Origin of the sequence: Litchfieldella rifensis, from assembly GCF_042646605.1 — a bacterium.
GTDB classification, from domain to species: Bacteria; Pseudomonadota; Gammaproteobacteria; order Pseudomonadales; family Halomonadaceae; genus Litchfieldella; species Litchfieldella rifensis.
This window is the reverse complement of record NZ_JBHRUG010000001.1, coordinates 13,011-39,110: the sequence shown is the minus strand read 5'-3', so window position 1 is coordinate 39,110 and position 26,100 is coordinate 13,011. Positions and strand designations below refer to the sequence as shown.

The 26,100-nt window shown below is 62.5% G+C and carries 25 protein-coding genes; 18 read left to right on the top strand and 7 right to left on the bottom strand.

The window, feature by feature from the left end:
- Positions 1 to 37: 37 nt before the first annotated feature.
- The 8 genes from ACFOEV_RS00170 (at position 38) to ACFOEV_RS00135 (ending at position 6,924) form a co-directional block, all read left to right on the top strand.
- Positions 38 to 1,210 carry an ABC transporter substrate-binding protein gene (locus ACFOEV_RS00170; protein ID WP_386770369.1) on the top strand — a complete coding sequence of 391 codons (1,173 nt, stop codon included), beginning with the start codon at positions 38 to 40 and terminating at the stop codon, positions 1,208 to 1,210.
- A 63-nt stretch (positions 1,211 to 1,273) separates the two neighbouring features.
- Positions 1,274 to 2,134, top strand: coding sequence for a branched-chain amino acid ABC transporter permease (locus ACFOEV_RS00165; RefSeq protein ID WP_386770367.1), 861 nt, complete (start codon positions 1,274 to 1,276; stop codon positions 2,132 to 2,134).
- A 10-nt stretch (positions 2,135 to 2,144) separates the two neighbouring features.
- Positions 2,145 to 3,230 (top strand): branched-chain amino acid ABC transporter permease, encoded by a 1,086-nt coding sequence (locus tag ACFOEV_RS00160; RefSeq protein WP_386770366.1) that lies wholly within the window; start codon positions 2,145 to 2,147, stop codon positions 3,228 to 3,230.
- The gene (locus ACFOEV_RS00155; protein ID WP_386770364.1) at positions 3,227 to 3,994 is read left to right on the top strand and encodes an ABC transporter ATP-binding protein; all 768 of its coding nucleotides are present in this window, start codon (positions 3,227 to 3,229) and stop codon (positions 3,992 to 3,994) included. The genes ACFOEV_RS00160 and ACFOEV_RS00155 overlap by 4 nt, the downstream gene beginning before the upstream one ends.
- The gene (locus ACFOEV_RS00150) at positions 3,991 to 4,722 is read left to right on the top strand and encodes an ABC transporter ATP-binding protein (protein ID WP_386770362.1); all 732 of its coding nucleotides are present in this window, start codon (positions 3,991 to 3,993) and stop codon (positions 4,720 to 4,722) included. The genes ACFOEV_RS00155 and ACFOEV_RS00150 overlap by 4 nt, the downstream gene beginning before the upstream one ends.
- Positions 4,723 to 4,787: 65 nt before the next feature.
- Positions 4,788 to 5,993: a benzoate/H(+) symporter BenE family transporter gene (locus ACFOEV_RS00145; RefSeq protein ID WP_386770360.1), complete on the top strand. Its 1,206-nt coding sequence runs from the start codon at positions 4,788 to 4,790 to the stop codon at positions 5,991 to 5,993.
- 8 nt (positions 5,994 to 6,001) lie between these two features.
- Positions 6,002 to 6,220, top strand: coding sequence for a hypothetical protein (locus ACFOEV_RS00140; protein WP_386770358.1), 219 nt, complete (start codon positions 6,002 to 6,004; stop codon positions 6,218 to 6,220).
- Positions 6,221 to 6,474: 254 nt separating this feature from the next.
- The gene (locus tag ACFOEV_RS00135; protein ID WP_386770356.1) at positions 6,475 to 6,924 is read left to right on the top strand and encodes a GNAT family N-acetyltransferase; all 450 of its coding nucleotides are present in this window, start codon (positions 6,475 to 6,477) and stop codon (positions 6,922 to 6,924) included.
- 71 nt (positions 6,925 to 6,995) lie between these two features.
- Here the strand turns inward: ACFOEV_RS00135 and ACFOEV_RS00130 are convergent, their stop codons facing one another.
- From ACFOEV_RS00130 to ACFOEV_RS00110, 5 genes are all read right to left on the bottom strand, one after another.
- The gene (locus tag ACFOEV_RS00130) at positions 6,996 to 7,268 is read right to left on the bottom strand and encodes an HU family DNA-binding protein (RefSeq protein ID WP_386770355.1); all 273 of its coding nucleotides are present in this window, start codon (positions 7,266 to 7,268) and stop codon (positions 6,996 to 6,998) included.
- Between the two features lie 187 nt (positions 7,269 to 7,455).
- A complete protein-coding gene (locus tag ACFOEV_RS00125; protein ID WP_386770353.1) occupies positions 7,456 to 8,649 on the bottom strand; it encodes a glycosyltransferase in 1,194 nt (397 codons plus the stop codon).
- A 388-nt stretch (positions 8,650 to 9,037) separates the two neighbouring features.
- Positions 9,038 to 10,279 (bottom strand): threonine ammonia-lyase, encoded by a 1,242-nt coding sequence (locus tag ACFOEV_RS00120; RefSeq protein WP_386770351.1) that lies wholly within the window; start codon positions 10,277 to 10,279, stop codon positions 9,038 to 9,040.
- Between the two features lie 140 nt (positions 10,280 to 10,419).
- Positions 10,420 to 10,962: a chromate transporter gene (locus ACFOEV_RS00115; protein WP_386770349.1), complete on the bottom strand. Its 543-nt coding sequence runs from the start codon at positions 10,960 to 10,962 to the stop codon at positions 10,420 to 10,422.
- Positions 10,959 to 11,537: a chromate transporter gene (locus ACFOEV_RS00110; protein ID WP_386770347.1), complete on the bottom strand. Its 579-nt coding sequence runs from the start codon at positions 11,535 to 11,537 to the stop codon at positions 10,959 to 10,961. Before ACFOEV_RS00110 ends, ACFOEV_RS00115 begins: the two co-directional genes overlap by 4 nt.
- A 168-nt stretch (positions 11,538 to 11,705) precedes the next feature.
- On the opposite strand from ACFOEV_RS00110, the gene ACFOEV_RS00105 reads away from it, so the two are divergent.
- Both ACFOEV_RS00105 and ACFOEV_RS00100 read left to right on the top strand, forming a co-directional pair.
- The gene (locus ACFOEV_RS00105; RefSeq protein ID WP_386770345.1) at positions 11,706 to 13,292 is read left to right on the top strand and encodes a gamma-glutamyltransferase family protein; all 1,587 of its coding nucleotides are present in this window, start codon (positions 11,706 to 11,708) and stop codon (positions 13,290 to 13,292) included.
- Between the two features lie 78 nt (positions 13,293 to 13,370).
- Positions 13,371 to 14,327 (top strand): 5'-nucleotidase, encoded by a 957-nt coding sequence (locus ACFOEV_RS00100; protein WP_386770343.1) that lies wholly within the window; start codon positions 13,371 to 13,373, stop codon positions 14,325 to 14,327.
- 2 nt (positions 14,328 to 14,329) lie between these two features.
- Here ACFOEV_RS00100 and ACFOEV_RS00095 read toward each other — a convergent pair whose 3' ends face one another.
- Positions 14,330 to 15,058, bottom strand: a complete 729-nt coding sequence (locus tag ACFOEV_RS00095) for a murein L,D-transpeptidase catalytic domain family protein (RefSeq protein ID WP_386770341.1) — start codon at positions 15,056 to 15,058, stop codon at positions 14,330 to 14,332.
- A 160-nt stretch (positions 15,059 to 15,218) separates the two neighbouring features.
- On the opposite strand from ACFOEV_RS00095, the gene ACFOEV_RS00090 reads away from it, so the two are divergent.
- From ACFOEV_RS00090 to ACFOEV_RS00065, 6 genes are all read left to right on the top strand, one after another.
- Complete coding sequence (locus ACFOEV_RS00090; protein WP_386770339.1) at positions 15,219 to 16,895, top strand: L,D-transpeptidase family protein; 1,677 nt, start codon at positions 15,219 to 15,221, stop codon at positions 16,893 to 16,895.
- A gap of 172 nt (positions 16,896 to 17,067) precedes the next feature.
- On the top strand, positions 17,068 to 17,274 hold the full coding sequence (locus tag ACFOEV_RS00085) for a cold-shock protein (RefSeq protein WP_386770337.1): 207 nt from the start codon (positions 17,068 to 17,070) through the stop codon (positions 17,272 to 17,274).
- A gap of 257 nt (positions 17,275 to 17,531) precedes the next feature.
- Positions 17,532 to 19,301: an SLC13 family permease gene (locus ACFOEV_RS00080; protein WP_386770336.1), complete on the top strand. Its 1,770-nt coding sequence runs from the start codon at positions 17,532 to 17,534 to the stop codon at positions 19,299 to 19,301.
- Between the two features lie 91 nt (positions 19,302 to 19,392).
- Complete coding sequence (locus tag ACFOEV_RS00075; protein ID WP_386770334.1) at positions 19,393 to 20,064, top strand: alpha/beta hydrolase; 672 nt, start codon at positions 19,393 to 19,395, stop codon at positions 20,062 to 20,064.
- A gap of 3 nt (positions 20,065 to 20,067) precedes the next feature.
- Positions 20,068 to 20,697 carry a DUF938 domain-containing protein gene (locus ACFOEV_RS00070; protein ID WP_386770332.1) on the top strand — a complete coding sequence of 210 codons (630 nt, stop codon included), beginning with the start codon at positions 20,068 to 20,070 and terminating at the stop codon, positions 20,695 to 20,697.
- Positions 20,698 to 20,789: 92 nt separating this feature from the next.
- Entirely contained in the window at positions 20,790 to 21,011 is a 222-nt protein-coding gene (locus ACFOEV_RS00065; protein WP_386770330.1) for a hypothetical protein, read from the top strand.
- 48 nt (positions 21,012 to 21,059) lie between these two features.
- On the opposite strand, the gene ACFOEV_RS00060 is transcribed toward ACFOEV_RS00065, so the two are convergent.
- Positions 21,060 to 22,472 (bottom strand): PhoH family protein, encoded by a 1,413-nt coding sequence (locus ACFOEV_RS00060; protein ID WP_386770328.1) that lies wholly within the window; start codon positions 22,470 to 22,472, stop codon positions 21,060 to 21,062.
- Between the two features lie 452 nt (positions 22,473 to 22,924).
- Here ACFOEV_RS00060 and ACFOEV_RS00055 point away from each other — a divergent pair, with 452 nt between their 5' ends.
- A complete protein-coding gene (locus tag ACFOEV_RS00055; protein ID WP_386770326.1) occupies positions 22,925 to 23,932 on the top strand; it encodes a TAXI family TRAP transporter solute-binding subunit in 1,008 nt (335 codons plus the stop codon).
- A gap of 84 nt (positions 23,933 to 24,016) precedes the next feature.
- Complete coding sequence (locus tag ACFOEV_RS00050) at positions 24,017 to 26,098, top strand: TRAP transporter permease (RefSeq protein ID WP_386770324.1); 2,082 nt, start codon at positions 24,017 to 24,019, stop codon at positions 26,096 to 26,098.
- Positions 26,099 to 26,100 lie beyond the last annotated feature (2 nt).

Genomic DNA, 26,100 nt, shown 5'->3' with positions numbered 1-26,100 from the left:
TAGGCGCGAGAGGTTACGCTCAACCCTGGTGACTCATATGAACAATATCTTCAAGAAAACCGCAGTCGCTTCTCTGGTCGGTGCCGGTGTCCTGGCGGCCAGTATCGCCAATGCCGATGAACACCCCGTCAAGCTCGGCCTGTTGCTGCCCTATTCCGGCACCTATACCGCCTTGGGCGAGGCCATCACCAATGGCCTGAAACTGGCCGTTGAACAGCAGGACGGTAAGCTCGGCGGGCGTGATGTCGAATACGTGGAACTGGACTCCGAGGCCAACCCCTCCAAGGCGCCCCAGAACATGAGTCGCCTGGTGAAGGGCGACAACGTCGATTTCGTGATCGGACCGGTGCACTCCGGCGTGGCCATGGGCATGCTGCGGGTGGCCAAGCAGACCGGTGCCATCACTATCATTCCCAACGCCGGGCTGGGAGCCGCCACCAACGAGCTGTGCATGTCCAATGTCTTCCGCACCTCGTTCAGCATGTGGCAGAACAGCTACCCGATGGGCAAGGTCGCCTACGATCAGGGGCACCGCAAGGTCGTGACCATCACCTGGGACTATGCGGGTGGCAAGGAGGATATCGCCGGCTTCGAGCAAGCCTTCACCGAGGCGGGCGGCGATATCGTCGAAGAGATTCTGGTGCCCTTCCCGAGCACCGAATTCCAGAGCTACCTGGCGCAGATCGCCAGCTTGAAACCGGATGCCGTCTATACCTTCTTCGCGGGTGGCGGCGGCGTCAGCTTCGTGCGTGACTATGCGGCCTCGGGCCTCAAGGAGAGTATCCCGCTGCTGGGTTCGGGCTTCCTCACGGAAGGCAACGCCAAGGCCCTCGATGGGGCCGGCGAGGGCGTTCAGACCACCCTGCACTATGCCGAGACCATCGAGAGCGAGGCCAACCGCAACTTCGTGGAGGCATACCGCAACGCTTATGGCGAGCTACCCGATACCTATGCCGTACAAGGTTATGACACCGGCATGATGCTGGCTCAGGCCATGTACGCCGTCGATGGCAACACCGAGGACAAGGAAGCCCTGATCGAGGCGCTCTCGAGGGTGCACTTGAACAGTCCGCGTGGCCCCATGACATTCTCCGACTCCCACCACCCCATCCAGAACGTCTACCTGCGTGAAATCCGCGACGGCAAGCATGACGTCGTCGATGTCGCCTACGAGCAACTCGAGGTGCCGGACGGCGCCTGCCGTATGTGATTCGGTGAACCCCTGACTTCCGGGGCAGGGCGGCCTGCCCCGAGCATCGCGGAGGAGATCGTCATGGATCTCGCATTTTTCGGCGTGCAGCTCCTCAACGGGCTGCAGTACGGACTGCTGCTGTTCCTGATTGCCAGCGGCCTGACCCTGATCTTCGGCATCATGGGCATCATCAACCTGGCGCATGGTGCCATGTACATGATCGGCGCCTACCTGGTCTACGACCTGACCCTGCGCTTGGGCAACTTCTGGCTGGCGATCGTCATCGCCATCCCCATTGCCATCGTGCTCGGCCTGATCATCGAGCGCCTGTTCCTCGACACGCTCTACAAGCGCGACCACCTCTATCAGGTACTGCTGACCTTCGGTCTGATCCTGGTCCTCAACGAGGCGCAGCGCATCATCTGGGGCGGCGACGTGCACAGCGTGCCTGTACCGGCACCCTTCGACGCCAGCCTGCAGCTCACCGACAACCTGCAGTACTCCGTCTACCGCCTGTTCGTTATGGGCGTCTGCCTGGCCCTGGCCGGGGCCATCTACTGGGTGATCCGCCGTACCCGGGTGGGGATCATCATCCGTGCCGGTGCGGTGAACCGCGACATGGTCGAGGGGCTAGGCATCAACGTGCGCACCCTGTTCACGCTGATCTTCAGCGTCGGCGTGGCGCTGACCGCCTTCGCCGGCATGATCGCGGCACCGCTGACCTCCATTGCACCGGGCATGGGCGACAGCATCCTGATCACCTGTTTCGTGGTGGTGGTCATTGGCGGCATCGGCTCGATCAAGGGGGCCTTCTGGGGCGCGATCCTGATCGGCCTGGCCGAGACCTTCGGTTCGGTGCTGATTCCCAGCCTTGCCAGCATGGTGATCTACCTGATCATGGCCGCCGTGCTGCTGGTCAAGCCACGCGGGCTGTTCGCCTGAGGAGGCAGTCATGTTGCACAGTTATCCCAAGCGCGTCACTTTCATCATGCTGGGGCTGACGGCGATCGTCGCGACCTTTCCCCTGTGGGGCGCGAGCGTGTTCGGCGGCCAGTCCGACTTCATCCTCGAAAAGCTTACCCTGATGCTGATCCTGGCGCTGTTCGCCATGAGCCTCGACCTGCTGGTCGGAATCGTCGGCTTGGTGAGCCTGGGTCATGCACTGTTCTTCGGCCTCGGCGCCTACACCCTGGCGTTGGCCAGCCCTGACTTCAGCCCCGCCTCGCTGTGGTGGATGTTGCCGCTGGTCGTGTTGGTGGCCGCCGTGGCGGCGTTGGTGGTGGGAGTGCTGGTGATCCGCACCAAGGGCATCTTCTTCATCATGACCACCCTGGCCTTTGGGCAGATGCTTTTCTACCTGATCAGTACCTCGTCCTTCACCGGCAGCACGGACGGCATCTTCATCATGTTCCGGCCGAGCCTGACGGTGGGCGAGACGGCGCTGCTCAACCTCGACGATCCGCCTACCTTCTTCTACTTCTGCCTGGGTATGCTGGTGGCCGGCTACCTGTTCCTGCGCTGGTTGACCCGCTCCTATTTCGGCCAGGTGCTCGACGGTATCCATGACAACGAGCACCGCATGCAGGCGCTGGGCTATGCCACCGGCGGCTACAAGCTGATCGCCTTCGTCATCGCCGGGGTCATGGCCGCCATCGCCGGCATGCTGGCCGCCATGCAGTACGGCTTCGCCAATCCCGCCCAGCTCGGTTGGCACACCTCCGGCGAGGTGTTGATGATGCTGATCCTGGGCGGAATGGGCACCATCTTCGGTCCGATCCTCGGCGCCTTCGCCTACGAGATCCTGCTGTTCGTCTTCGAGCATCTCACCACCCACTGGCCGATCCTGATGGGCCTGACCATCATCATCGCGGTCCTGGTGCTGCCACGCGGGATCGCCGGCCTGATCATCGCGCCGCCAGGCAAGGCGGAGCTGCTGAAGGTCCCGCTGCTGCGCCGGTTGGCGAAGGGAGGCCGCAAGCCCCGGGCCGAAGTCCACCCCCACCAAGCCGTCATGCCGAAAGGGAGGGCCGAGTCATGAACCACGAACCGATCCTGGCGACCCATGGCCTGACCCGCCGTTTCGGTGGCCTGGTGGCGGTCAACCAGGTCGACTTCGACGTCAAGCCCAACGAGATCCACGCCATTCTGGGGCCCAACGGCGCCGGCAAGAGTACCCTGATCAACCTGCTCTCGGGGGAGATTCCTCCCTCCGCAGGCGAGGTGCGCTATCGCGGCAGGCCCATCCAGGGCAAGAGCGTGCGGCATATCGCTCGCATGGGCATCGGCCGCAGCCACCAGAAGACCAATATCTTCCCGCGGCTCAACTGCCTGCAGAACTGCCAGTTGGCGGCGCGCATCCACCTGGGCGGTGTCTTTGCCAGTTGGCGTTCCCGCCAGCGGGCACGGGAAGTCAGCGAGCGGGCCCTCGAGGTGCTGGAGACCTGCCAGCTGGTGCATCGGGCCTACACGCCCGCCGCGGACATGAGTTACGGCGAACAGCGCCAGCTACAGATCGCCATGGTGCTGGCGACGGCTCCCTCGCTGATGCTGCTCGACGAACCCATGGCGGGCATGGGGCGCGAGGAGACTGCCCAGGTCACCGAGCTGCTCGCGAGCCTGAGCGACCGCTACACCCTGGTGCTGATCGAGCATGACATGGACAGCGTCTTCCGCTTGGCCGACCGCATCACCGTGATGGTGGATGGCTGCGTGCTGGAGAGCGGCCCCACCGACCAGATCCGCTGCAGTGAAAAGGTGCGTGACGTCTATCTCGGACGGCACCACGAGGAGGTAACGGCATGACGGCAGCAGCGCACATCATCCCGTTGATCGATGCCAAGGGGTTGCACACTTTCTACGGCGAGAGCCATGTCCTGCACGGGGTCGACCTGACCCTGATGCCCGGCGAGACGTTGAGCCTGTTGGGGCGCAACGGCATGGGCAAGACCACCACCTTGAAGTCGATCCTCGGTTTCGTGCCGCCGCGGGAGGGCAAAGTTCGCATCAAGGGGGAGTCGACCGCCAGGCGTCGCCCGTGGCAACTGATCCGCCAGGGCATCGGTTATGTACCGGAAGGGCGGGGCATCTTCCCCGGCATCAGCGTGCGCGAACACCTGGTAATGGCCGCCCGGCCCAACGAGCGGGGCGAGACGCCCTGGACCCTGGAGCGGGTGCTGGACACTTTCCCGCGGCTCGGTCAGCGCATCAATCACGACGGCTCGTTCCTCTCCGGAGGCGAGCAGCAGATGCTGTCCATCGGTCGCGCGCTGACCACCAACCCCGACCTGATCATCCTCGATGAGGCCACCGAGGGTCTGGCACCGCTGATCCGTGACGAGATCTGGAAGATTATCCGCGAGATCAAGGCCTCCGGCATCGCCTGCATCATCGTCGACAAGAACATCGACAATCTGTTGGAGGTGGCGGAGAAGCACATCCTGCTGGTCAAGGGCGAGGTGATCTACAGCGGCGGCGCCCAGGGCCTCAAGGACGATCCCTCCATCCTCGATATGCACCTCGGCGTCGCTTGACGGCGCCGGTCGCCCCGGGTTCGACGGGGCGTTCCCGATTCCATTGACAGTAACGGAGACTCTGCATGCGACTCCACAAGGACTGGTCGATACCCGCGGTCACCGCCGGCTTCGTGGCGGTGCTGGTATCCTACTCCGGCCCCTTGGCGATCTTCTTCCAGGCTGCCCAGGGCGCCGAGATCTCGAGTGCCATGATGACCTCCTGGGTGTGGGCGATCTCGCTGGGTGCGGCCGTCTCGGGCATCCTGCTCAGCCTGTGGCTCAAGGTACCGGTGGTCACGGCCTGGTCGGCGCCGGGCACGGCGCTGCTGGTCACGCTGTTTCCCGACCTATCGCTGGGCGAGGCGGTGGGAGCCTATCTCACCGCGGCGGCGGTGATCTTCGTGATCGGCGTGACCGGTTCCTTCGACCGCATCATCCAGATGATCCCGCCGGGCATTGCCAGCGCCATGATGGCGGGAATCCTGTTCCAGTTCGGTGTCGGGGTATTCGTATCGCTCGAGTCGGTGCCGGCGCTGGCCATCGGCATGATCAGCGCCTACCTGCTCTTCAAGCGTTTGAGCCCACGCTATTGCCTGGTGCTGCTGCTGATCGTCGGGGTCGGTCTGGCCGTATGGCTGGAGGGGGCCAGTCTGAAGGGCGTGACGCTGCAACTGGCCGAGCCACAGTTCATTAGCCCCGAATGGAGCTGGAATGCCACCCTCAGCCTGGCCATTCCGCTGGTGCTGGTCAGCCTCACAGGACAGTTCCTCCCGGGCATGGCGATCCTGCGCGGCTCCGGCTACGACACGCCGGCCAGGCCGGTCATCACCGTGACCAGCCTGACTTCCTTCGTGACGGCATTTTTCGGTGGCATCACCACGGTGGTGGCGGCCATCACCGCCGCGATCTGCACCAGCAAGGAGGCCCACGAGGATCCGGGCAAGCGCTACGTGGCCGGGGTGGCCAATGGCGTCTTCTACCTGGTGGGGGCCTGCTTCGCCGGCACCATCGTGGCGCTGTTCACCTCGTTGCCCGGCGAATTCGTCGCGGTGTTGGCGGGACTGGCACTGATCGGCGCGATTGCCAGCAACGTCAGCGCCTTCGCTGCCCACAAGGATCACCTGGAAGCCTCGGTCATCACCTTCATTGCCACGGCTTCCGGTGTCAGCTTCCTGGGACTGGGGTCGGCCTTCTGGGGCGTGGTGATCGGGGCGATTGCCTATAACGCGTTGCATCGACGTTTCGCCCTGCGGCGCGAGACAACGGAGGCAACCGAAGGCGGGCGTTGAGCTTTCCAATGATGCGTCGTTCGCGCGCCTGTCGGGTGCAGATCACTTCGCGTGAGGCTGGTGAGGTCTACGAGTACTGCGGCGAGGGCATCGGCAGCGATGAAGAGAAACTGGCCGATGACCTGAAGCACCGTTTCGAGTGGATCTGGGATTACGACCCGCGCACAGCGGTGAAAGAGGCGTTGGCGTCACTAGGCTGGCAGAAGGCGGTTTCACACGCATCGTGACGTCGAGTAGGTGACACGGGACTCCGAGCCCGTTGCCTGCCCTCGCCGGTGAAGCGCTTTGGGCTGAAGCGACGTTGGTGTATGGTCACGTCACGGAATGACGGAGAAGCAAGGTGCTGAAATTCATCCTGAGAGCATGGAGGCAAGGACGTGGTAGACGACTCGGTAACCCGAGAGGCAATCGACGTGCAGCGCTGGTAGCACCGCAAGGAAGAAAAGCGGGGTACAAGTTACAGCGATTGCCCAGGATCACGATGTCCCGGGTCGCTAGCTACTGGAAATCCCCCGTCTCCCCGAACCCGGACTTCAAGGTCGAAGTCTTCAATGACAGTGGCACATCGGTGGGAATAGCGTCTTATGGTGTCTCCCCGATCTTCGATCGTGTCTACGTGTTTGGCCTGGATATCGATCCTGAGTTTCGGCGCCAAGGGTATGGCTTGGCGTTTCTCTGGCACCTTGCCTGCAGACACCGGCTTCCCATTTCTCCCGTCAAGGAGCTGCAGCCCGCCAAACAGTTCTGGAACGCGGCGCGCCGCATGGGCGAGGCGGGGCTGGTGGTCTTGCCGGAAAGCGACATGGATGATGAGAAGGAGCGTTGGCTGCATCTGCAGCCGGAAATCGACCAGCTCGAGTGCCAGATCTCGGCGCGGCTCGACAGGAACGAACCCTGGAGCGAAGCGGTGGGTCGTGGCCTGGATGCCTGATGGAGGAGGCTTGCGGCTTTATACCAGGGCGAACTTCCGCTCGCCCTGAGCAGGGAACCAAACGGCTCAGATCACTTCACCGCGTCCTTCAGTCCTTTTCCTGCCTTGAAGGTCGGATGATTGGATGCAGGAATAACGAGACTCGCCCCTGTCTGAGGATTGCGACCTGTTCGTGGGGCCCGTTGATTGACTTGGAATGTCCCGAAACCGATCAAGGATACCGTATCTCCCTGCTGCAACGCCTTGGTGACGGTGGAGGTGACAGCATCGAGCGCACGGCCAGCCTGAGCCTTGCTCAGTCCCGCTTTCATTGCCACGCTGTCGATCAGGTCGCTCTTCTTCATATCGTCAATTTCCCGAGTGATGGTGGCAACGCTCTGCAGCTATCATGCTGAATGGTTGCCGCCGGCATAATGGGTGATCAATATCAGCCTATAAGACTAGTCAGCTGGTGTAGGAATGCAAAGTGACACCAAGGGAATCGATCCCAATCGTGCTCGTCGACACCCGCGTGGCCCATGTGGTGAACGATCACCTGTCGGGTTGGTCATCCCTTGGGGCGTGCCCATGGATCTCACGCTCGCATACCTGCCGATACCACCCAGCCAGTTGGCGGGCTTTGGCATCCTCGTGCCATTGTCCCGCATAGTCCACCGCACGTTGCGACAACCGGGATTTCAGTGACGTGTCGTCCAACAGGCGGTTGACCTTGCTGGCAAAGTCGTTCGCATCATCCTCGGCAATCAGGCAGCCCACGTCGTCACGGAGCACGTCCAGGGTTCCCATCACCGCCGTCGACACGACCGGCGTGCCAAGCGCCATCGACTCCAGCAGTACCAGTCCTTGGGTCTCGGTGCGGGAGGCGAAGACAAACACATCGGCCGCCCGGTACATCGACTGAAGGGGGCCGTCTCGTCGCACGTAACCCACGAATCGCACCGATGCCTCGACGCCGGCTTGCTGCGCCCGGTGAACAAGGGCCTCTTGTGCCGGCCCTTCACCGGCGATCACCAGTAGCGCCGAGGGGTGGCGCGCCAACACCCTCGGCAGCATGTCGATCAAGAAGGCGATATTCTTTTCGTGGGCCGCTCGGCCGACAAACAGCAGCAGCGGTGCCTCGGGCGGCAGGCGATAGCGTTGCCGGAAATCGCCATCCACGGCTTGGCAGAACGACTCCAGCGGAAGGCCGGTCGCGATCACGGTAATCGGGCACCGGACGCCGTGGCGCTCCAGCGTGGCGCGCATGGGGGACGAGGGAGCCACCAGCGCGTCCACTGCCCGGCACTGGCGAACCGCAACGCGCTGTGCCGCCCAGCGCAGCAAGCGTTTGGGCAGCCAAGTGATATAGTGGTGGAGGTATTCCTCGAAGAGGGTGTGGCAGGTTTCCACGATCGGCAGCCCCATGCGCTGGGCCAGCGTCACCCCCGCATAGTGGGCCACGAAAGGCGTATGGACATGGATCAGGTCGAAGCACTTCTTGGCCAGAGTGGGCGTCAGTTCGGTCACCCGCCGGTAGTGCATCATGCGATCCTCCGGGTCAGCGAGTACGCCGCGCGATGGAATTCGCAGGATGTCCGGGTCGTCCTCATGGCCAACCGGGTAGGCCGGGCATATCAGCGTCACTGAATGCCCATGACGAGCCAGCGCCTGCCGGAAGCTCTCGATCGAAGTGGAGACGCCGTTGACCCTCGGGAAGTAGACGTCCGAAATCATCAGGATATTCATTCGACAGGAGGCTTCTTCCGGGCACAGGATTTTGTACACACTATGCCGGTGCCGTGACAGTCGCGTGACGTGCCCCGCTTGCCTGGTTTCAGCCTGACCGGTGAGCGGCGATGCCTCCACCGATTGCACTCGAGCCGGCATGCAACGCCTCATTGGGCAGAACCAGTAAGATTCGACTATCCTTGTAGAGGTGGCGCCCAACAACCTAGTTGTTATAAGCGTGCCTTCATCACGCCAAAACTTGCGTCACCATGCATGCATTCGCCCCGGTCTCGCTCCGCGAGATCGGGGCTTTTCGTTGGCGTCGGGGCTAGAGTCGTACCACTGGCAGCTCTTCCAACATGGCGTCCGGCATGTGGTTTCAGGAGTACAGCACTGGATTCCACGGCTAGTCGCCGGCCCAGCGTTCCTCCGGATGCTCATCGTGGATGGGCATCACCGGGTCGTAACCTTCTGCGCGCAGCGCTTCCAGCACTTCACGATTGTGCTCTCTGCCCAGGGTTTCCAGCGTGGCTTCCACCTCGGTAGCGCGCAGCGAGAGATCGGTGAAGGTCCGCTGGTGGGCGATCTGGATGATATTGGCGCGGTGCTCGGCGAGCAGGCGGGTGAGCTCGGCAAGCGAACCGGGCACGTCGGAAATGCCGACCCGCACGCGCACGATGCGTCCCGAACGCACCAGCCCGCGCTGGATGACCGAGGACAATGCCAGCATATCGATGTTGCCACCGCTGAGCACCAGTCCCACGCGGCGACCGCGATAGCGTTCCGGTGCCGTCAGCAGGGCGGCGAGTCCGGCAGCGCCCGCGCCTTCGACCACGGTCTTCTCGATCTCGAGCAGCATCAGGATCGCACGTTCGATCTCGGGTTCGTCTACCAGCGCAATGTCGCTCACCAATTCTCGCACGATCGGCAAGGTGAGCCTCCCGGGCTGTTTGACGGCGATGCCTTCCGCCAGGGTCGCCAGGCTACAGTGTACCGGCTCGCCAGCGAGGGCTTGCTGCATGGCTGGGAACCGCAGGGTCTGTACACCGATCACTTCCAGGTCCGGGTGCAGCGTCTTGGCCGCCACGGCATTGCCGGAAATTAGCCCACCACCGCCGATGGGAATCACCAGGCTGTCGAGATCGGGCACGTCCTCGAGCATTTCCAGCGCTACCGTGCCCTGGCCGGCGATCACCAACTCGTCATCGTAAGGGTGGACGAAGACATGGCCATTTTCCCGGCTCAGTCGGTAGGCGTAGTCGCCCGCCTCGTCGATGCCGTCACCAACCAGGTGCACCTCCGCACCGAGGGCACGGGTATTGCGAACTTTCATATTGGGCGTGTGACGCGGCATCACGATGATGGCGTGGATACCCAGGCGCGCGGCATGATAGGCCACTGCCTGGGCATGGTTGCCTGCGGACATGGCGATGACGCCCCGCCGGCGCTCGTCATCGGTAAGGGCGAGCAGGCGGTTCAGGGCCCCGCGCTCCTTGAACGAGGCGGTGAACTGATGGTTCTCGAACTTGAGGAAGAGTTCACAGCCGGCCAGTTTCGAGAGGGTGTGCGAGCGAACACAGGGGGTGCGCACCAGGCTGCCGGCAATATGGCTCGCCGCCGCACGCACATCGTTGATAGTGATGGTCATGGCGTTCCTTTCGGCCTTGATTGCATACTTCCAGTATCGGCCGAAAACGCAGAAGGTGCCGAGCCCGCCTAAATCGCGACAGCTCGCCTCGACAACCAGGATGGCACACCGTTCAACGCCGATGGCCCGCTGGTGAGGGGCTAGGAACTGACGCCACCCAGGAACACGGCGCCGTATGCCAGGCCTCCCAGCACCACCAGCGCCGGGTGCACACGGAAGCGCAGCAATGCCAGCGCTGCCACCACGGCGATCACCAAGGTGTGGAGCAGGCCGGCGCCGTCGATGCCTGTCTGCAGGAAGTCGAGTGCCAGCCAGGCCATCATCATGGCGATCACTGGCCGTACCCATTGGCTCATGCGCTTGACCCGGGGGGACTCCCGATGGCGATAGAGCACGCCCATGGCCACCAGCATCAGCAGCAGGGAGGGCACCGCCGTGGCCAACGTCGCGACCAGCGCGCCTCCCCAGCCTGCCACCTGGAAGCCTATGTAGCCGGCCATCTTGGTGGCGATCGGGCTCGGAAGAGAGTTGCCGAGAGCCAGGGTCTCAGCGAAGGCCTGTGCCGACATCCAGCCGTGGCGCCCGACCACTTCCGCTTCGATCAGCGGAATGATGGCCGGCCCTCCGCCATAGCCGATGATGTTGGGAATGAAGAAGGCCATGAACAGCTGCCAGTAGATCATCGGCTCGCCTCCTGGCGGCTGGCGCGCGGGGGAGTGAGCAACGCCGTCACCAGCAGGCCGCCGATGACCCAGCCCGGATGCACGCCGAGCCAATAGATTACGCCTCCAGCGACCGTTGCCATGGCCAGGCTGACCCACCAGCCCAGCGACAGTCGCGACTTGTTCCAGAAGTCCATTGTCAGTTGAATCATCATCACCATGACCACCGGGATGACGCCTTGGCTCATTCCCTGGATCCAGGCGATGTCACGGTAGCGGCTGAAGACACCGAGCATGGCGATCATGGCCACGATCATGGGGACGATCACCGCCACCACGGCGATGACGCAGCCGCTCACGCCGGCGACCCGATAGCCGATGAACCCCGGCATCTTGGTGGCGATGGGGCCGGGCAGGGTATTGGCGATGGCCAGCACATCGCCGAAGGCATCCTCGTCCATCCAGCCGTGACGCTTGACGACCTCCTGCTGAATCAGCGGAATCATCGAGGGGCCGCCTCCGAACCCCAGCAACCCGATGCGCAGAAAGGCCCAGAACAAGGGCAGCAGAAGGGGCTTGCCAGAGGGGCTCGTCATGAGTGGAACTCCTGGATCGAGAAGCGGTTTGTGATCTCTTTATTGAAAATCGATAGTACAATGAAAAATCGATTATTTTAGGCCGGCGAGAAGGTCGCCATCAACGCCCTGGATCGAGATATCAAGGCGGGTAGAGGCTTGGAATTCGACCGACACGAAGGAAACCCGATGATCCATACACGACGCGGTTACGGCGGCATGTGCGTGGCGCCCCATCACCTGGCTGCCGAGGTCGGTCGCGATGTCCTCAAGGAGGGAGGCAACGCGGTGGAAGCCATGGTCGCCGCGGCCGCCACCATCGCCGTGGCCTACCCCCACATGAACGCCATCGGTGGCGACGGCTTCTGGTTGATTCATGAGCCCGGCAGGCGACCGGTGGCGATCGATGCCTGTGGCCCGGCCGCCGGTTTGGCTGATTTGAGTTTCTATGCCGGGCACTCGAGCATTCCCGAACGCGGTCCGCTTGCGGCCTTGACCATGGCCGGCACGGTGGACGGCTGGCGTGAGGCACTCAAAGTCTCCGACGCCTGGGGAGGAACGTTGCCATTGGCGCGTCTGCTGGGTGACGCGATCCATCATGCCCGCCGGGGAGTGGCGGTTTCCCGCAGTCAGGCGGTACTCACGGCCAAGCATCAGGCCTCCCTTTCTCGCAGCCCGGGGTTTGCAGAGACCTTCCTTGGCGATGGCTCGGCCCCTCGCGAGGGAACCAGGCTTTGCCAGCCACGCCTGGCCAACACCTTGGAACAACTGGGCTGGGCGGGGCTCGAGGACTTCTATCGAGGGGAACTGGCCGCCAGCATGGCCAGGGACCTGGAGGCGCTGGGTAGTCCACTGCGTCGTGAGGACTTTGCCGCCTATCGAGCACGGCGGGTGGCAGCGCTCGAGATGCCGTTGAAGGATGCCACCCTCTACAACCTCCCGGCGCCGACCCAAGGAGTTGCCTCACTGATGATCCTCGGACTGTTCGAGCGCCTGAACGTGACCGAGGGGAATGGCCGGGCGCACCTGCATGGCTTGGTCGAGTCCACCAAGCGAGCCTTCCTGCTGCGGGACCGTTACCTCACCGACCCGCAGCGCCTGGCGGTCGAGTTGCAGACCCTGCTCGACGATGCAGCGCTGGACCGTGAAGCAAGCCACATCAGCATGGAAAGGGCACTACCCTGGCCCCATGAGCCAGCGCCGGGCGATACCATCTGGATGGGCGCTGTCGACGACCAGGGACGTGCCGTCAGCTTCATCCAGAGCATCTACTGGGAGTTCGGCAGTGGGGTCGTGCTGCCGGAAAGCGGCGTGCTCTGGCAGAATCGAGGCATCAGCTTCTCACTGGACGAGCAGGCGCTGCGTGCGCTCGGCCCCGGGCGAAAGCCATTCCATACCCTCAATCCCGCCCTGGCCCGTTTCGATGATGGTCGTACCCTGGTCTATGGCACCATGGGAGGGGAAGGGCAGCCGCAGACTCAGGCTGCGGTCTACTCACGGTATGCGCGGTTCGGCATGTCGCTGCAAGAAGCGGTCAGTGCCCCCCGTTGGCTGCTGGGGCGAACCTGGGGGGAGTCGAGCACCAACCTCAAGCTCGAGTCACGCTTTCCCGAGCCGCTGGTTCAGGCACTGCGTGAGGCCGGTCACGACGTGGAAGTACTGGACGAGGCTTTCAGCGATGCCATGGGGCACGCTGGCGGGATCGTTCACCACCCGGATGGGCTCATCGAAGGTGCCCATGACCCCCGCAGCGATGGCGGTGCCGCCGGCTACTGAGGTGCCGTCACTTGCTTCTCTGCTGGCGCTGGGCCATGGTCTGATGACTCCACCACAGCACCGGTGCCAGGGAACATCATGCCATACGATCTCAGCGACCGCCTGGTGATCGGGCTCGCTTCCAGCGCGCTCTTCGATCTTGCCGAATCCGACCGGGTCTTTCGCGAGCAGGGCGAAGCGGCCTACCGGACCTATCAGCGCGACAACGAGAATGTGCCGCTGGCAGTCGGCGTGGCGTTTCCTTTCATCAAGCGGCTGCTGTCGCTGAATACGCTCAGCCCCGACAACCCGCCCATCGAGGTGGTGCTGCTGTCGCGCAATGACCCGGAGACGGGGCTGCGGGTGATGAAGTCGATCGAGCATCACGGACTGGGCATCACCCGGGCGATTTTCCTGCAGGGCCGCTACCCCCACCGCTTCATCCCGGCGCTGAATATCAGCCTGTTCCTGTCGGCCAACCGTCAGGACGTCGATCAGGCGATACTCGCCGGGCATCCGGCCGGCCAGGTCCTGTCGTCGAGCGATTTCGACCTGACGGATGAGGAAGAACTGCGTATCGCATTCGACTTCGATGGCGTACTGGTCACCGACGAGTCGGAAACCATCTACCAGCAGCAGGGCATCGAGGCGTTTCGCGAGTACGAACGTACGAATGCGCAAGTCCCCGCCGAATCGGGCTTGCTGGCCGATTTCCTGCGCAAGCTGGCCCGCATCCAGGCGCTGGAGAAGCAGCGTGCCCAGGAGACGGATGGCCAGTATCGGCCGAAGGTGCGGGTGTCCATCGTCACCGCCCGCAATGCGCCGGCGCACGAGCGCGTCATCCACACCATGCGCAGTTGGGGCGTGACCGTCAACGAAGCCTATTTCCTGGGCGGCGTCGCCAAGGAACACGTGTTGGGCATCATCAAGCCGCATATCTTCTTCGACGATCAAGCCTCCCACCTCTCGCCGACCAGCGATATCCTGCCTTCCGTGCATGTGCCATTCGGCCAGTTGAATCAGGGGGCGAAAGAGCGGCCCGAGTCATCCAAGTGAGACTAGCGCACTGCCTGCATTGCCACGGAATCATTCCGGGCATCGATGCTGTTGGCCAGGTTGACGTTGCGGCCGCAGTCGAGGAAATGTGATTGTGAGAGCCACCGCTGGTCGGGATAGTAGGCGAACAGGTACTGCTCTTCCTTCAGGCTGTCGATCAGCGGCTGGGCGATTTCCTGGCGCACGGCGGGGCAACCGTGGCTGCGCCCCAGGCGTCCATACTCGGCGATGAAATCTTCGCTGACGTAGTCGGCGCCATGAATGACGATGGCGCGTTCGTAGGCCAGGTCGTTGACGCCGGGCTCGAGTCCCTCCAGGCGCAGCGAATAGCCGTTGCTACCGTAGTAGCTGTTCAGGGTGCGAAACAGCCCCAGGCTCGATTGGTGGCTCTCGGGGGTGTTCGAGAACCAGAGCGCCCGTTCGTCGCCGGAGCCCCGGCCATGGGAGACCAGCTCTTCGAACAGCAGCCGCTGTCGTTCCAGATCGAAGACCCACAGGCGTGGCTCATTGGCGGAACGCGAGAAGTCGATTACCGCCAGGTGCTCGGCATCGGGTTGGGCGCAGTTCAGGGCGCTGGCGGCCAGGCGCAGGACGCGGGCATCGGCACCGGGGGCCAAACGTTGCAGGATATCGGCCAGGGAGGCGGCGGTAGCGGGAGAGGCGAGAAACAGCAGGCTGGCTAGAGACAGGGCACGGAAGCGCTCGAGGCAGGCAAGCGGGCGTGTCGTCATTATGGTGAGCTCCCTCTCGACTGGTCCATCAATGCATAATTTAACTAAGGTGAATACAAGCAGGGGTCGGTACGATGACCTCAGCTTGGGTAGGATTCATTATGACCGCAGAGGCCAGGACGGCCAACTCGTTGAAACGTTGAAAAGAGGCAGGAAGCCCATGCTCCCGTATCGATTGACTCAGGTGCTGCTCGTGTCGCTGTTTGCCACGTTATGGGTAGCGGAGGCTGCCTGGGGACAAACGGAGACATCGAATGGCGCGTCGCCCGATGAGGTGTCGGCCCGTCTGCAGGCCTTGGTGCAAGATGGCCCGCGTGACAATGTCTTGAATCGGCATGTTCATGACTTCTATGCGGCACGAGACTTTCAACCGGTCTGGAATGACGACCGGCACATCTCTGCCCTGGTGGCGGCGCTTCACGGGCTGGATGACGATGGTCTGATACCCGCCGACTATCGCCCCGACGCCTTGGCGCAAGCATGGCAGCGAATCCAGGACAGGAATAGCGACGCACTGGCCCGGGTCGATCTGGGCGCCACGCGCCGTTTTCTGCGGGCCTTGCGATATCTGCACCTGGGCAAGGTGGATCCCACCGCCGTCGACAGCGACTGGGAAATCCCCAGGCCAGGTTTTGCACCGGATATGGCGGCGCTGTCGCGTGCCGTGGAGGCGGGCGATATCGAAGGAGCCTTCGACCGGGCGAGGCCGGATTACCCTCCTTACCAACGGCTGCGCGAGGGCCTGGGGCGCTACCGCGCCATCGAAGCGGCCGGTGGCTGGCCGCAAGTGCCGGCTCGCGAGGCCCCCCTGCGGCCCGGCGACCGTCATCCGGACGTGGCCTTGCTGCGCGAGCGGCTGGGCGTACTCGGGCAACCCGAATTGCTGGTGGCGGATGCCGACTACTATCGTGAGGAGCATGCTGGCCTCATCCTCGACGTGCCCGAGGCCAAGCGCTACGACGCAGCGCTGGCGGATGCCGTACGGCGGTTCCAGCGTCGCCACCTGCTGGAGGACGACGGCGTCGTCGGGCCTCAGACCCGCGCGGCTCTCAATGTCGGCGTGAGCCGGCGCATCGACCAGATTCGTGTCAATCTGGAGCGGGCCCGCTGGATGCTGCACGATTTACCGGATTCCTTCGTGCTGGTGGATATCGCCGGCTACGAGCTGCGCTATTTCCTGCCCGGCGACGACGTCTGGCAAACCCGAATCGTGGTCGGCCAGCCTTACCGCACGACACCGACGTTACGCTCCGAGATCACCCGTCTGACGTTCAATCCCACCTGGACGGTGCCGCCGACGATCTTCCGTGAAGACAAGCTGCCGAAGATTCGTGAGGACCTGGAGTACCTGAAGCGGAAGAATCTTGCTGTCATCGACATGCAGGGCCGGCATCTCGATCCACAGGAGGTCGACTGGCAGAACCCCGGGGCGATCATGCTGCGCCAGGCGGCGGGAGGGCAGAATCCCCTGGGGAGGGTGGTGATCCGTTTCCCCAACCGCCACTCGGTGTATCTGCACGATACGCCGTCACAGCACCTCTTCGACAACCCGCAACGCGCAGTGAGCTCGGGGTGCATTCGCGTCGAGAACGCCATGCAGTTCGTTCGCCTGCTGCTCGACGACAATCGGCGTTGGGATGCGGCGGCTCTCCAGCAGGCCGTGGCCAGCGGCGAGACGCGCACCGTCGACCTCAGCCAGCGGGTACCCGTGATTCTGCATTACTGGACCGTGGATACGGCCGAAAACGGCTCGTTGGCGTTTCGGCCGGACATCTATCGGCGCGACAGCGACCTGTTGCTGGCCCTGAATCGCCCCTCGACTGAAAATTATGATTGACGTGGCGAGATTCTGCGCGCATGCTGCGCGCAGTTGGTTAGCAAGTCGAATATCGTCAGTTGTACTCGAAAGTTGTCACAAAGCTTCGGTAGCCTGGTGTATATCCCCTTGTTTTACCCACTTACCTCGGGTAATTCCCGGTTTTAACATCTGCTATTTGAGGAATTGGAAAATGGCAACTGGTACAGTCAAGTGGTTCAACGACACCAAAGGCTTCGGCTTCATCTCTCCGGAAGACAACGGCGACGACCTGTTCGCGCACTTCTCCGAGATTCAGTCTGACGGCTTCAAGACCCTGCAGGACGGCCAGAAGGTTTCCTTCGACGTCACCCAGGGCAAGAAAGGCCTCCAGGCTTCCAACATCAAGGTCATCGGCTAAGCGCTGATCGAACGAGATGCTCGCTACCGCCCGGTAGCGATCCACAAGGCCCGCTTCGGCGGGCCTTGTGCGTTCCGGACGCTTCCTCCAGGCTCTGCCTTCCTTCTTCCTTCTTCCTTCTTCCTTCTTCCTTCTTCCTTCTTCCTTCTTCCTTCTCTTATATATTTTTCTTCTAGATAAATTTCTACAAATAACTTTAGGGTATAATTCGTGGCGTTCACAATGAGGCCTTTCGTCTCATAGCCAATGGATTGCTCATGCCGCTCGATGCCTGGTTGGCCCTTGCCGTCGTCATCGCTGTCTTCCCGCTAATGGCCTTCACTCGTATCGGTGCCGACATGATCCTGCTCGGTGCCGTGATCCTGTTGCTCACACTGGGGGTGATCGATCCACAGCAGGCGCTGGCCGGGTTCTCCAACAGTGGCCTGTTCACCGTGGCTTTCATGTATGTGCTGGTGGCGAGCATTCGGGAGACCGGCGGCATCGACCTGATCATCCGCTATGTGCTGGGGCGCCCGAGGACCGAAGGGCGTGCCTTGCTGCGCCTGCTGCTGCCGGTGGCCAGCATGAGCGGTTTTCTCAACAACACCCCCGTGGTGGCGACTTATATCCCGGCGGTGTTGAGCTGGAGCCGGCGAATGGCGTTCCCCGCGCATCGCTTCTTGATGCCGCTGAGCTTCGCCTCGATCCTCGGCGGCACCATCACCTTGTTCGGCACCAGTACCAATCTGGTGGTCAATGGCATGCTGGCCAATCGTTACCCCGAACTGGCGATGGGGTTGTTCGATATCGCCTGGGTGGGAGTGCCGGTGGCCGTGGTCGGGGTCCTCTATCTGCTGCTGGTGGGGCATCGGCTGTTGCCCAAACGGCGTGGTGCCGATCAGGCCTTCGAGAACCCGCGTGAATTCACCATCGAGATGGAGGTCGATCGGCAGGGACCGCTGGTCGACAAGACGGTGGAAGGGGCGGGCCTGCGTCATCTGCAGGAACTGTTCCTGGTCGAGATCGAGCGTGATGGCAACGTGGTCAGCGTGGTCGGCCCCGGGGAGAAGCTCAAGGGGGGCGACCGGCTGGTGTTCGCCGGTACCTCGGCGGCGGCGGTGGAGCTGCAACAGGTGCGGGGGCTGAGGCCTTCCCATGATGGCGAGTCGAGCCTGGAGAAGGAATTCAAGGAGCGGCGGCTGGTCGAAGCGGTGGTGTCGGATCAATGCCAGTTCGTTGGTCAGCGCATCCGCGAGGGGCACTTCCGCACCCTCTATGGCGCCGCGGTGCTGGCGGTATGCCGCAGTGGCGAGCGCGTGGCCGGCAATCTGGGGCAGATTCGCCTGCAGCCCGCCGATGTGCTGCTGCTCGAAGCGCGCCCGCCGTTCATCGAACGCCATCGCCAGTCGCGTGATTTCCTGCTGATCAGCCAGGTCAACGGTGCGGCGCGCCCCATCCACGAGAAGGCCTGGCTGGCGTGGAGCATCCTGATCGGAGTGATCGCCCTGGCGACATTCGGCGTGCTGAGCCTGCTCAATGCCGCGATGTTCGGGGCGGCGCTGGCGGTGCTCACCGGCTGCTGCACCATCGGTGCTGCCAAGCGTAGCCTGGACGTGCAGGTGTTGTTGACCATCGCTGCGTCGTTCGGGCTCGGCTCCGCTCTGGAGAACTCCGGTATGGCGCAGGCCCTGGCGTCCACGACATTGGGCATGGCCGATGGCAATCCCTGGCTGCTGCTGTTCGTGGTCTACGCTGTCGTGGCGCTGCTGACCGCGCTGATCACCAACAATGCCGCAGCGGTGATCACCTTTCCCATCGTCGTCGCCAGTGCCGAAAGCCTGGGCGTGAGCCCCATGCCCTTCGTGGTGGCGGTGATGTTCGCGGCGTCGGCGAGTTTCATCACCCCGATCGGTTACCAGACCAATCTGATGGTGTATGGTCCGGGAGGCTATCGCTTCGGCGACTACCTGCGGATGGGTGGGCTGCTCAACATGCTCGTCGCGCTGGTGGCGTTGCCGCTGATCCCGCTGATCTGGCCGTTCTGACAGGAAGCCGGGCGGTATCGATGCCAGCTTGGGCTCGTCGTGGGCACGGGCTTGCGTTAGGGTAACGAAAATCTTTCAAGGAGTGCCTGAGATGAGTCGTCCTTCCGAGCTGGTCATCGAGCCCCACAACGGCCAACCTGCCGATAGCTGTGTCATCCTGCTGCATGGCCTGGGCGCCGACGGTCACGACTTCGAGCCGCTGGTGCCGGCGCTGAACCTGCCCAGCGATCTCGCGGTGCGCTTCGTGTTACCCCATGCGCCGACACTGCCGGTGACCATCAATGGCGGCATGATGATGCCGGCCTGGTACGACATCCTGGAAATGAACCTGGGACGGCGGATCGACGAGGCTCAACTCAAGGCGTCGGCGAAGCGGATACACGCCTTGATCGACGCGCAGATTGCCAAGGGCATCGATAGCCGGCGAATCGTCATCGCCGGCTTCTCCCAAGGCGGGGCGGTGGCCTACCAGGCGGCGCTGACTTATCCGCAGCCATTGGCCGGGCTGCTGGTCCTGTCCGGCTATTTCGCCACCGCGGACAGCATCGAACCGCACGAGGCCAACCGTGGTCTGGTGATCGAGGCCCATCATGGCAGCTTCGATCCGGTGGTGCCGGAGGACCTGGGGCAAGCGGGTGCCGAACGCGCCCGCGAGATGGGCTATGAGGTCACCTACCGCCGCTACCCCATGCAGCATTCGTTGTGCCCGCAGCAGGTCGCCGATATCGCTCCCTGGCTGGCCCAACGCTTGGCGAAGGAGTGAATCATGGACACCCCGGGTCCCGCATCCGAGCCCGATGCACGCCTGTCGAGCCCGGCCGCCGCGCGTAATCGCGAGCCGATACTCGAGGTGCTGCGCGAGTGGCTGCCTGCCCATGGCACGGTGCTGGAGATCGCCAGTGGCAGTGGCGAGCATGCCCTGCACTTTGCCCGGGGCTTGCCGGCACTCGTCTGGCAGCCCAGTGATCCGGCCTCCCGGGCACGGACGTCTATCGCCGCCTGGCGTGAGCATGCCGGCCTGCCCAATTTGCGTCCGCCAGTGGCATTGGATGTGACCCGTATTCCTTGGCCGGTTGTCGCGTTCGATGCGCTGGTATGCATCAATATGCTGCATATCTCGTCTTGGGAGGCCACACAGGCCCTGATGGCCCAGGCCGGGCAGCGACTGCCCGAGCGAGGCGTGCTGTATCTCTATGGTCCCTTCCGGCGTGGTGGAGAACACACCGCGCCAAGCAATGCCGCCTTCGATGCCGATCTGCGGGCGCGCGATTCCCGCTGGGGAATTCGCGACCTGGACGCCGTGGTCGAGCTGGCGGGGCAGCATGGCCTGGTGCTGGAGACGGTGGTGGAGATGCCGGCCAACAACCTCAGCGTGGTGCTGCGTCGCCTCGCCTGACGACCGGCAGGTGCTTGTGGGGCGCAGGGCCGCTTGAAGTTTCGGCCCAAGTCCCAAAGACTGAAAGGACCACGTCAAGGAGATAAGGGCGCATGCATGATTTGTCCGAAGAATTCCGCTTGCCGGTAGGGTGCCCCAATTGCGGCAGCCATCTGATGCGGGTTTCCCAGGTCCACAATCCTGACGACAAGGTGTTCTGCGCTTCCTGCAACACCCATGTTTGCCTGTATGCGGATGCCATGAAGATTCTCGAGAAAGGGCCGGGAAGCGAAAGCGAGGCGCTGCTGGAAGAAGCCGTCAACCGTCACAAGTGATATGCATGCGCCCGCCATTCGGCGGGCGCATGGGGTGGCGGGAAATGCTCAGAGCAGTTCTTCGGCCGCCAGTGCCAGGCGTGAGCGTTCGACGCTACGCAAGGTGATATGGCCGGCATGCGGCCAGTTGCGGAAGCGTTCGACCACCGCTGCCATGCCACAGGTGTTGGCGGTGAGATAGGGCGTGTCGATCTGGCCGACGTTACCCAGGCACACGATCTTGGTATTGCGGCCGGCACGGGTGACCAGCGACTTGAGTTGCTTGGGCGTGAAGTTCTGGGCCTCGTCAATGATCAGGAAGGTATCGTTCAGTGTCCGTCCACGCATGAAGGTCGGTGAACGGATCTGTACGCGTGAGCCGATCAGCGACCGGGTGGCACCATCGCTCCAGCTCGAGCTGCCGTCCTTCTCGTCACGTAGCAGGTTGTCCATGTTGTCGTGGAAGGCGCCCATCCACGGCGACATCTTCTCCTCCTCGGTGCCGGGCAGGAAGCCGATGTCCTCCCCCATGGGGATCGGTGCCCGGGTGAAGACGATGCGCTCGAAGCGCTTGATATCCAGCGTTTGTTGAAACGCCGCCGCCAGCGTCATGAAGGTCTTGCCGGTGCCGGCACTGCCGGCGATGGTGATCAGGTCGATTTCCGGGTCCATTAGCAGGTTCAGGGCGAAGTTCTGGCGGCTGTCGTGCGCGTGCACGCTCCATACCCCGGCATGATGGCGGTAGTTGGTCAGCAATTGCAGGCAGGCGGTGGTCGGCGTCAGCTCGCGCACGATGGCCTCGAAGTCGGCGCCGTTCTCGCTATCGGATACCAGCATGCCGACGTGCCAGTCGGTCGGTAGCTCGCCCCTGAGCTGATAGAAGATGTCATGGTTGACCCGCTCGACCTTGACCTCGACGTTCAGCGATTCCCACAATCCGGCGCCCTCCGGGCCGACGCCGGCATAGACCTTGGCGCCTTCGATCATGGCGTCGTTGTCGGAGAACACGCGGTCGTTGAGATAGTCTTCCACCGGCACCTTGAGCGCCGAGGCCTTGACACGCAGGTTGATGTCCTTGGTGACCAGGATCACCGAGGCATCGGGGCGATCGTCGCGCAGGCGACAGGTTTCCGCCAGTAGGCGGTTGTCGGGGCTGTCCTCCATGTTGTCCAGGGGCACGAGATCCTGGTAGCACAGGAAGCGCAGGCGGCCAGTGGGGCCGACCGAGCCAGGGATGGGAATCCCTGCTTGGATCTCGTCGAAGCTGACTTGGCTGGTCAGGTCGGAGAGGGTACGGCTGATCTGCCGGGCGGTGCGAGCGATCTCGCGAATGCCGTTCTTGTGCTTGTCGAGTTCTTCGAGCACGGTCATCGGAATGACCACGTCGTGCTCCTCGAACTGGTAGAGAGCTGCAGGGTCGTGAATCAGAACGTTGGTATCCAACACGTAGAGCCGGGTGGCTTTCTTTTCGAGTCGTACCATCGGCTTGAGCACTCCTTGGATTGACGGCTTAGTCGACACTGGCACTGACACCTTACGGTCATATGACAGCCTGTCATGCAGGGGCGTCGGTTGCTGCGCAGTATCGGTTCCCTGGTCTTTGCGTGGTCGTCGGTAGGCTCCTCTCATAGAACATATGACATCAAGATGACCATCTAGCTCCGATTATGCCAGCGTCATACTTCCACGTTAATTCTGCTCAATTGGATGAACACCGCCTCGAATGTGCGGACGTGTGGCGGGGACATCGGGGGAGCGGGGCGCTTGGTCGGGCTAAGCATGGCGGCGCGGCTGGTGGTAGGGCCAGTGACCAGACCGGTAACTGAGCTCATTTGCGTTTCCCCCTGTCGCCCATTAGCTTTAAAAAAGAAGTGCTATATCCACGTTATACACCCTGAAATAGCCATATTCAGGCAACCACGGGGAGTAGAACAATGAATCTAAAACTTGGCAAACGATTCTTGGTGGCGGCCTTCGGCCTGATCCTGACAACGACCATGGCTTGGGCTCAATCGGCCACCTTCATCACCATCGGCTCCGGCTCCACGTCTGGCTTGTATTACCCCACCGCCGTTGGCATGGCAAAGATCATCAGCGAAGCGGATGTCGGACTGCGCGCCAACGCGCGCTCCACCGGCGCGTCGGTATTCAATGCCAATGCGATCGGCGAGGGCTCCCTGCAGATGGGGCTGATGCAGAACAACATTGCCTATTACGCCTACAACGGGGAGGGGGTTAAAGCTTTTGAAAACAACAAGATAGAGAATCTACGTGGCATGATCGGCCTGTACCCCGAGGCCATCCATATCCTGGCTCGGGAAGATGCCGATATCGACAGTGTCGACGACCTGGCCGGCAAGCGCGTCTATGTCGGTGATGTGGGGTCGGGTACCGAGCAGGATGCCATGAATATCATGGGCGTTTTCGGTGTTTCCATCGACGATCTGCAAGCGGCGGTACGCGGCAGCTCAGGCGATGCAGTGGGCCTGTTACGCGATAACCAGATCGCCGCCATGTTCTATACCGTTGGTCTGGGGTCGGCGGCGATCGTCGAGGCGGCACAGACGGCACCGATCACCGTCTTATCGATCTCGGGCGATCAACTTACCCAGCTTCAGGAAGAGTATGGCTTCTATACCCCCTTCACGATTCCCGGTGGCACCTATCCCGGTGTCGATGAGGACGTGCAGACGGTGACCTTGACGGCCATGCTGGGTGCTGCGGCAGAGCTCTCCGAAGACGACGTCTACAATTTCATGAACACGGTGTTCAACGAGCATCTGGATACCTTCTACAGCGACGTTCAGAATCCCAACCTGGACAAGTTCTTCACCGTCGAGAAGGGAATCGAGGGGATGCCCATTCCCTTGCATCCCGGGGCGGTCAAGTTCTACGAGGAGCAGGGTGTCGAGGTACCTGACGACCTGATACCGTCCGAATAACACTGGGCCTGGCGAACCCCGTAGGAAGCGGGGTTCGCCGGTTGCAGCGAACGGCTCGGAACGGGCTCGGGGGAGCAGGGCACGATGGCCGAACAGCCAGCCCATGGGACTACCGACAAGGAACGTGCCGAGGCTCAGCGTATTGTTCAGGCGAGCGAGTTCGGTGCGCGAGTGCCCCAGCGGCCATGGCTGCGCTGGTTGCTGGTCCTGATTGCGGTCGGTTGGAGCCTCTTTCAACTTTACGCCACCTACTTCGGTGCGCTCGGCCAGCAGAAGCTGGGAGCCGTTCACCTGGCGTTTGGCTTCGCGCTGGCCTTCCTGGCCTATCCGACCAAGAAGGGGCCCGCCGAGCGCATTCCCTGGAGTGACTGGCTCCTGGCGATTGCCGGGGTCGTCACGTCGTTATATATCGTCGTCAACTACTATAATCTGATCGCGGTCCAGGGCGGGCTGCCAACCACCCGCGATGTATGGGCAGGATCGGTCCTGTTGATCGTCCTGGCGCTCGCGGCGTCACGCCTTGTCGGCATCGCCCTGCTGATCATCGCCGGGATCGCCATCCTGTATGGTGTTACCGGTCCCGCCGGCATCATCCCGGTGACCCCGCCCGACGTGATATTTCTGCACAACGGCTACGATTGGCGGCAGATCATCCAGCAGCTCTACATTACCACCGAGGGTATCTGGGGCACGCCCATCCAGGTGTCGGCATCCTTCGTGTTTCTGTTCGTGCTGTTCGGGGCGCTGCTGGATCGGGCCGGTGCCGGGCAGTATTTCGTGGACCTGGCCTACAGCGGCCTGGGTACCTTCCGCGGCGGTCCTGCCAAGGCGGCGGTCGTGGCGAGCCTGCTGACCGGTATCATCTCCGGCTCGTCCACCGCCAATACGGTGACCACGGGTACCTTTACCATCCCGCTGATGAAGAAGATCGGCTATCCGGCAGTCAAGGCCGGCGCCACCGAGTGCGCGGCCTCGACCAATGGCCAGTTGATGCCGCCGATCATGGGGGCCGCGGCCTTCATCATGGCCACCTTTCTCAACATTCCCTATTCCCAACTCATCCTTTATGCCATCGTCCCCGCGCTGCTGTCGTATATCGGCCTCTTGTTCACCGTGCACCTGGAAGCACTCAAGCTGAACCTGGCCGGGATGCCCAGGACCGAGCTGCCACCGTTCTGGCCGACGTTCATCAAAGGCGTTCATTATCTGATACCGGTGGCATTTCTGCTCTATGAACTCATGTGGGTCCAACTCACGCCGGCGCGCAGCGCACTCAATGCGCTGGCCATGCTGATCGTCCTGATCCTGATTCAGGAGACCTGGCGCGGTATACGTAGCAGAGAGGGGGTGGCAGCGGGACTGTGGCAGGGCGTCAAGGCGGTCTTCCAGGGGCTCGAGATGGGTGCTCGCAACATGACGACCATTGCCATTGCCACCGCGGCCGCCGGCATTATCGTCGGCATGGTCACCATGACCAACCTGGGCTACGGTCTGACGCAGGTCATTGGCGTGCTCTCCATGGGCAATATCTGGCTGGTGCTGATTTTGGCGGCGGTGACGTCATTGATACTGGGCATCGGGTTACCGACCACCGCTAATTACATCGTGATGGCGGCGTTGGTGGCGCCGGTGATTGCCAACCTGGCCGGTGAAGTCGGCATCGCCGTGCCGATGGTGGCCATTCATCTGTTCGTTTTCTACTTTGGCATCCTGGCCGATGACACGCCACCGGTGGGCCTGGCGGCCTATGCGGCTTCGGCCATTTCTCGGGCCGATCCGATACGTACCGGCGTTCAGGGGTTCACCTATGACCTGCGCACGGCAATCCTGCCGTTCATGTTCTTCTTCAATCCGGAGTTGCTACTGTATGAGGTGGAGAACTGGTACCGGGGCGTGTGGGTGATCTTCACGGCGATGACCGGTATGTTGGCCTTCGTTTCAACGATACAGGGGTACATGGTGACTTGGGTGCGTTGGTACGAACGCCTGTTGGTGCTGGGCTGTGCCCTGCTGATGATCAAACCAGGATTGGCCACCGATATTCCCGGTCTCATTCTGCTGGTACTGGTTTTCGTCTACCACCGACATCGCTCCATCGCCGACGGTGGACCATCGGCACTGTTCGGCAAGGGCAGCTACCCGGCCAAGCAAAGGTCGGCCGGATAGTG

Excerpts from the sequence above, each read along its gene's own strand:
- ACFOEV_RS00105 (WP_386770345.1), top strand. The coding sequence starts at position 11,706 with ATGATCCATACACGACGCGGTTACGGCGGCATGTGCGTGGCGCCCCAT.
- ACFOEV_RS00055 (WP_386770326.1), top strand. The coding sequence starts at position 22,925 with ATGAATCTAAAACTTGGCAAACGATTCTTGGTGGCGGCCTTCGGCCTG.
- ACFOEV_RS00160 (WP_386770366.1), top strand. The coding sequence starts at position 2,145 with ATGTTGCACAGTTATCCCAAGCGCGTCACTTTCATCATGCTGGGGCTG.
- ACFOEV_RS00135 (WP_386770356.1), top strand. The coding sequence starts at position 6,475 with ATGTCCCGGGTCGCTAGCTACTGGAAATCCCCCGTCTCCCCGAACCCG.
- ACFOEV_RS00080 (WP_386770336.1), top strand. The coding sequence starts at position 17,532 with ATGCCGCTCGATGCCTGGTTGGCCCTTGCCGTCGTCATCGCTGTCTTC.
- ACFOEV_RS00070 (WP_386770332.1), top strand. The coding sequence starts at position 20,068 with ATGGACACCCCGGGTCCCGCATCCGAGCCCGATGCACGCCTGTCGAGC.
- ACFOEV_RS00140 (WP_386770358.1), top strand. The coding sequence starts at position 6,002 with ATGATGCGTCGTTCGCGCGCCTGTCGGGTGCAGATCACTTCGCGTGAG.
- ACFOEV_RS00145 (WP_386770360.1), top strand. The coding sequence starts at position 4,788 with ATGCGACTCCACAAGGACTGGTCGATACCCGCGGTCACCGCCGGCTTC.
- ACFOEV_RS00110 (WP_386770347.1), bottom strand. The coding sequence starts at position 11,537 with ATGACGAGCCCCTCTGGCAAGCCCCTTCTGCTGCCCTTGTTCTGGGCC.
- ACFOEV_RS00065 (WP_386770330.1), top strand. The coding sequence starts at position 20,790 with ATGCATGATTTGTCCGAAGAATTCCGCTTGCCGGTAGGGTGCCCCAAT.
- ACFOEV_RS00155 (WP_386770364.1), top strand. The coding sequence starts at position 3,227 with ATGAACCACGAACCGATCCTGGCGACCCATGGCCTGACCCGCCGTTTC.
- ACFOEV_RS00170 (WP_386770369.1), top strand. The coding sequence starts at position 38 with ATGAACAATATCTTCAAGAAAACCGCAGTCGCTTCTCTGGTCGGTGCC.
- ACFOEV_RS00130 (WP_386770355.1), bottom strand. The coding sequence starts at position 7,268 with ATGAAGAAGAGCGACCTGATCGACAGCGTGGCAATGAAAGCGGGACTG.
- ACFOEV_RS00060 (WP_386770328.1), bottom strand. The coding sequence starts at position 22,472 with ATGGTACGACTCGAAAAGAAAGCCACCCGGCTCTACGTGTTGGATACC.
- ACFOEV_RS00115 (WP_386770349.1), bottom strand. The coding sequence starts at position 10,962 with ATGATCTACTGGCAGCTGTTCATGGCCTTCTTCATTCCCAACATCATC.
- ACFOEV_RS00085 (WP_386770337.1), top strand. The coding sequence starts at position 17,068 with ATGGCAACTGGTACAGTCAAGTGGTTCAACGACACCAAAGGCTTCGGC.
- ACFOEV_RS00120 (WP_386770351.1), bottom strand. The coding sequence starts at position 10,279 with ATGACCATCACTATCAACGATGTGCGTGCGGCGGCGAGCCATATTGCC.
- ACFOEV_RS00050 (WP_386770324.1), top strand. The coding sequence starts at position 24,017 with ATGGCCGAACAGCCAGCCCATGGGACTACCGACAAGGAACGTGCCGAG.
- ACFOEV_RS00165 (WP_386770367.1), top strand. The coding sequence starts at position 1,274 with ATGGATCTCGCATTTTTCGGCGTGCAGCTCCTCAACGGGCTGCAGTAC.
- ACFOEV_RS00095 (WP_386770341.1), bottom strand. The coding sequence starts at position 15,058 with ATGACGACACGCCCGCTTGCCTGCCTCGAGCGCTTCCGTGCCCTGTCT.
- ACFOEV_RS00090 (WP_386770339.1), top strand. The coding sequence starts at position 15,219 with ATGCTCCCGTATCGATTGACTCAGGTGCTGCTCGTGTCGCTGTTTGCC.
- ACFOEV_RS00100 (WP_386770343.1), top strand. The coding sequence starts at position 13,371 with ATGCCATACGATCTCAGCGACCGCCTGGTGATCGGGCTCGCTTCCAGC.
- ACFOEV_RS00125 (WP_386770353.1), bottom strand. The coding sequence starts at position 8,649 with ATGAATATCCTGATGATTTCGGACGTCTACTTCCCGAGGGTCAACGGC.
- ACFOEV_RS00075 (WP_386770334.1), top strand. The coding sequence starts at position 19,393 with ATGAGTCGTCCTTCCGAGCTGGTCATCGAGCCCCACAACGGCCAACCT.
- ACFOEV_RS00150 (WP_386770362.1), top strand. The coding sequence starts at position 3,991 with ATGACGGCAGCAGCGCACATCATCCCGTTGATCGATGCCAAGGGGTTG.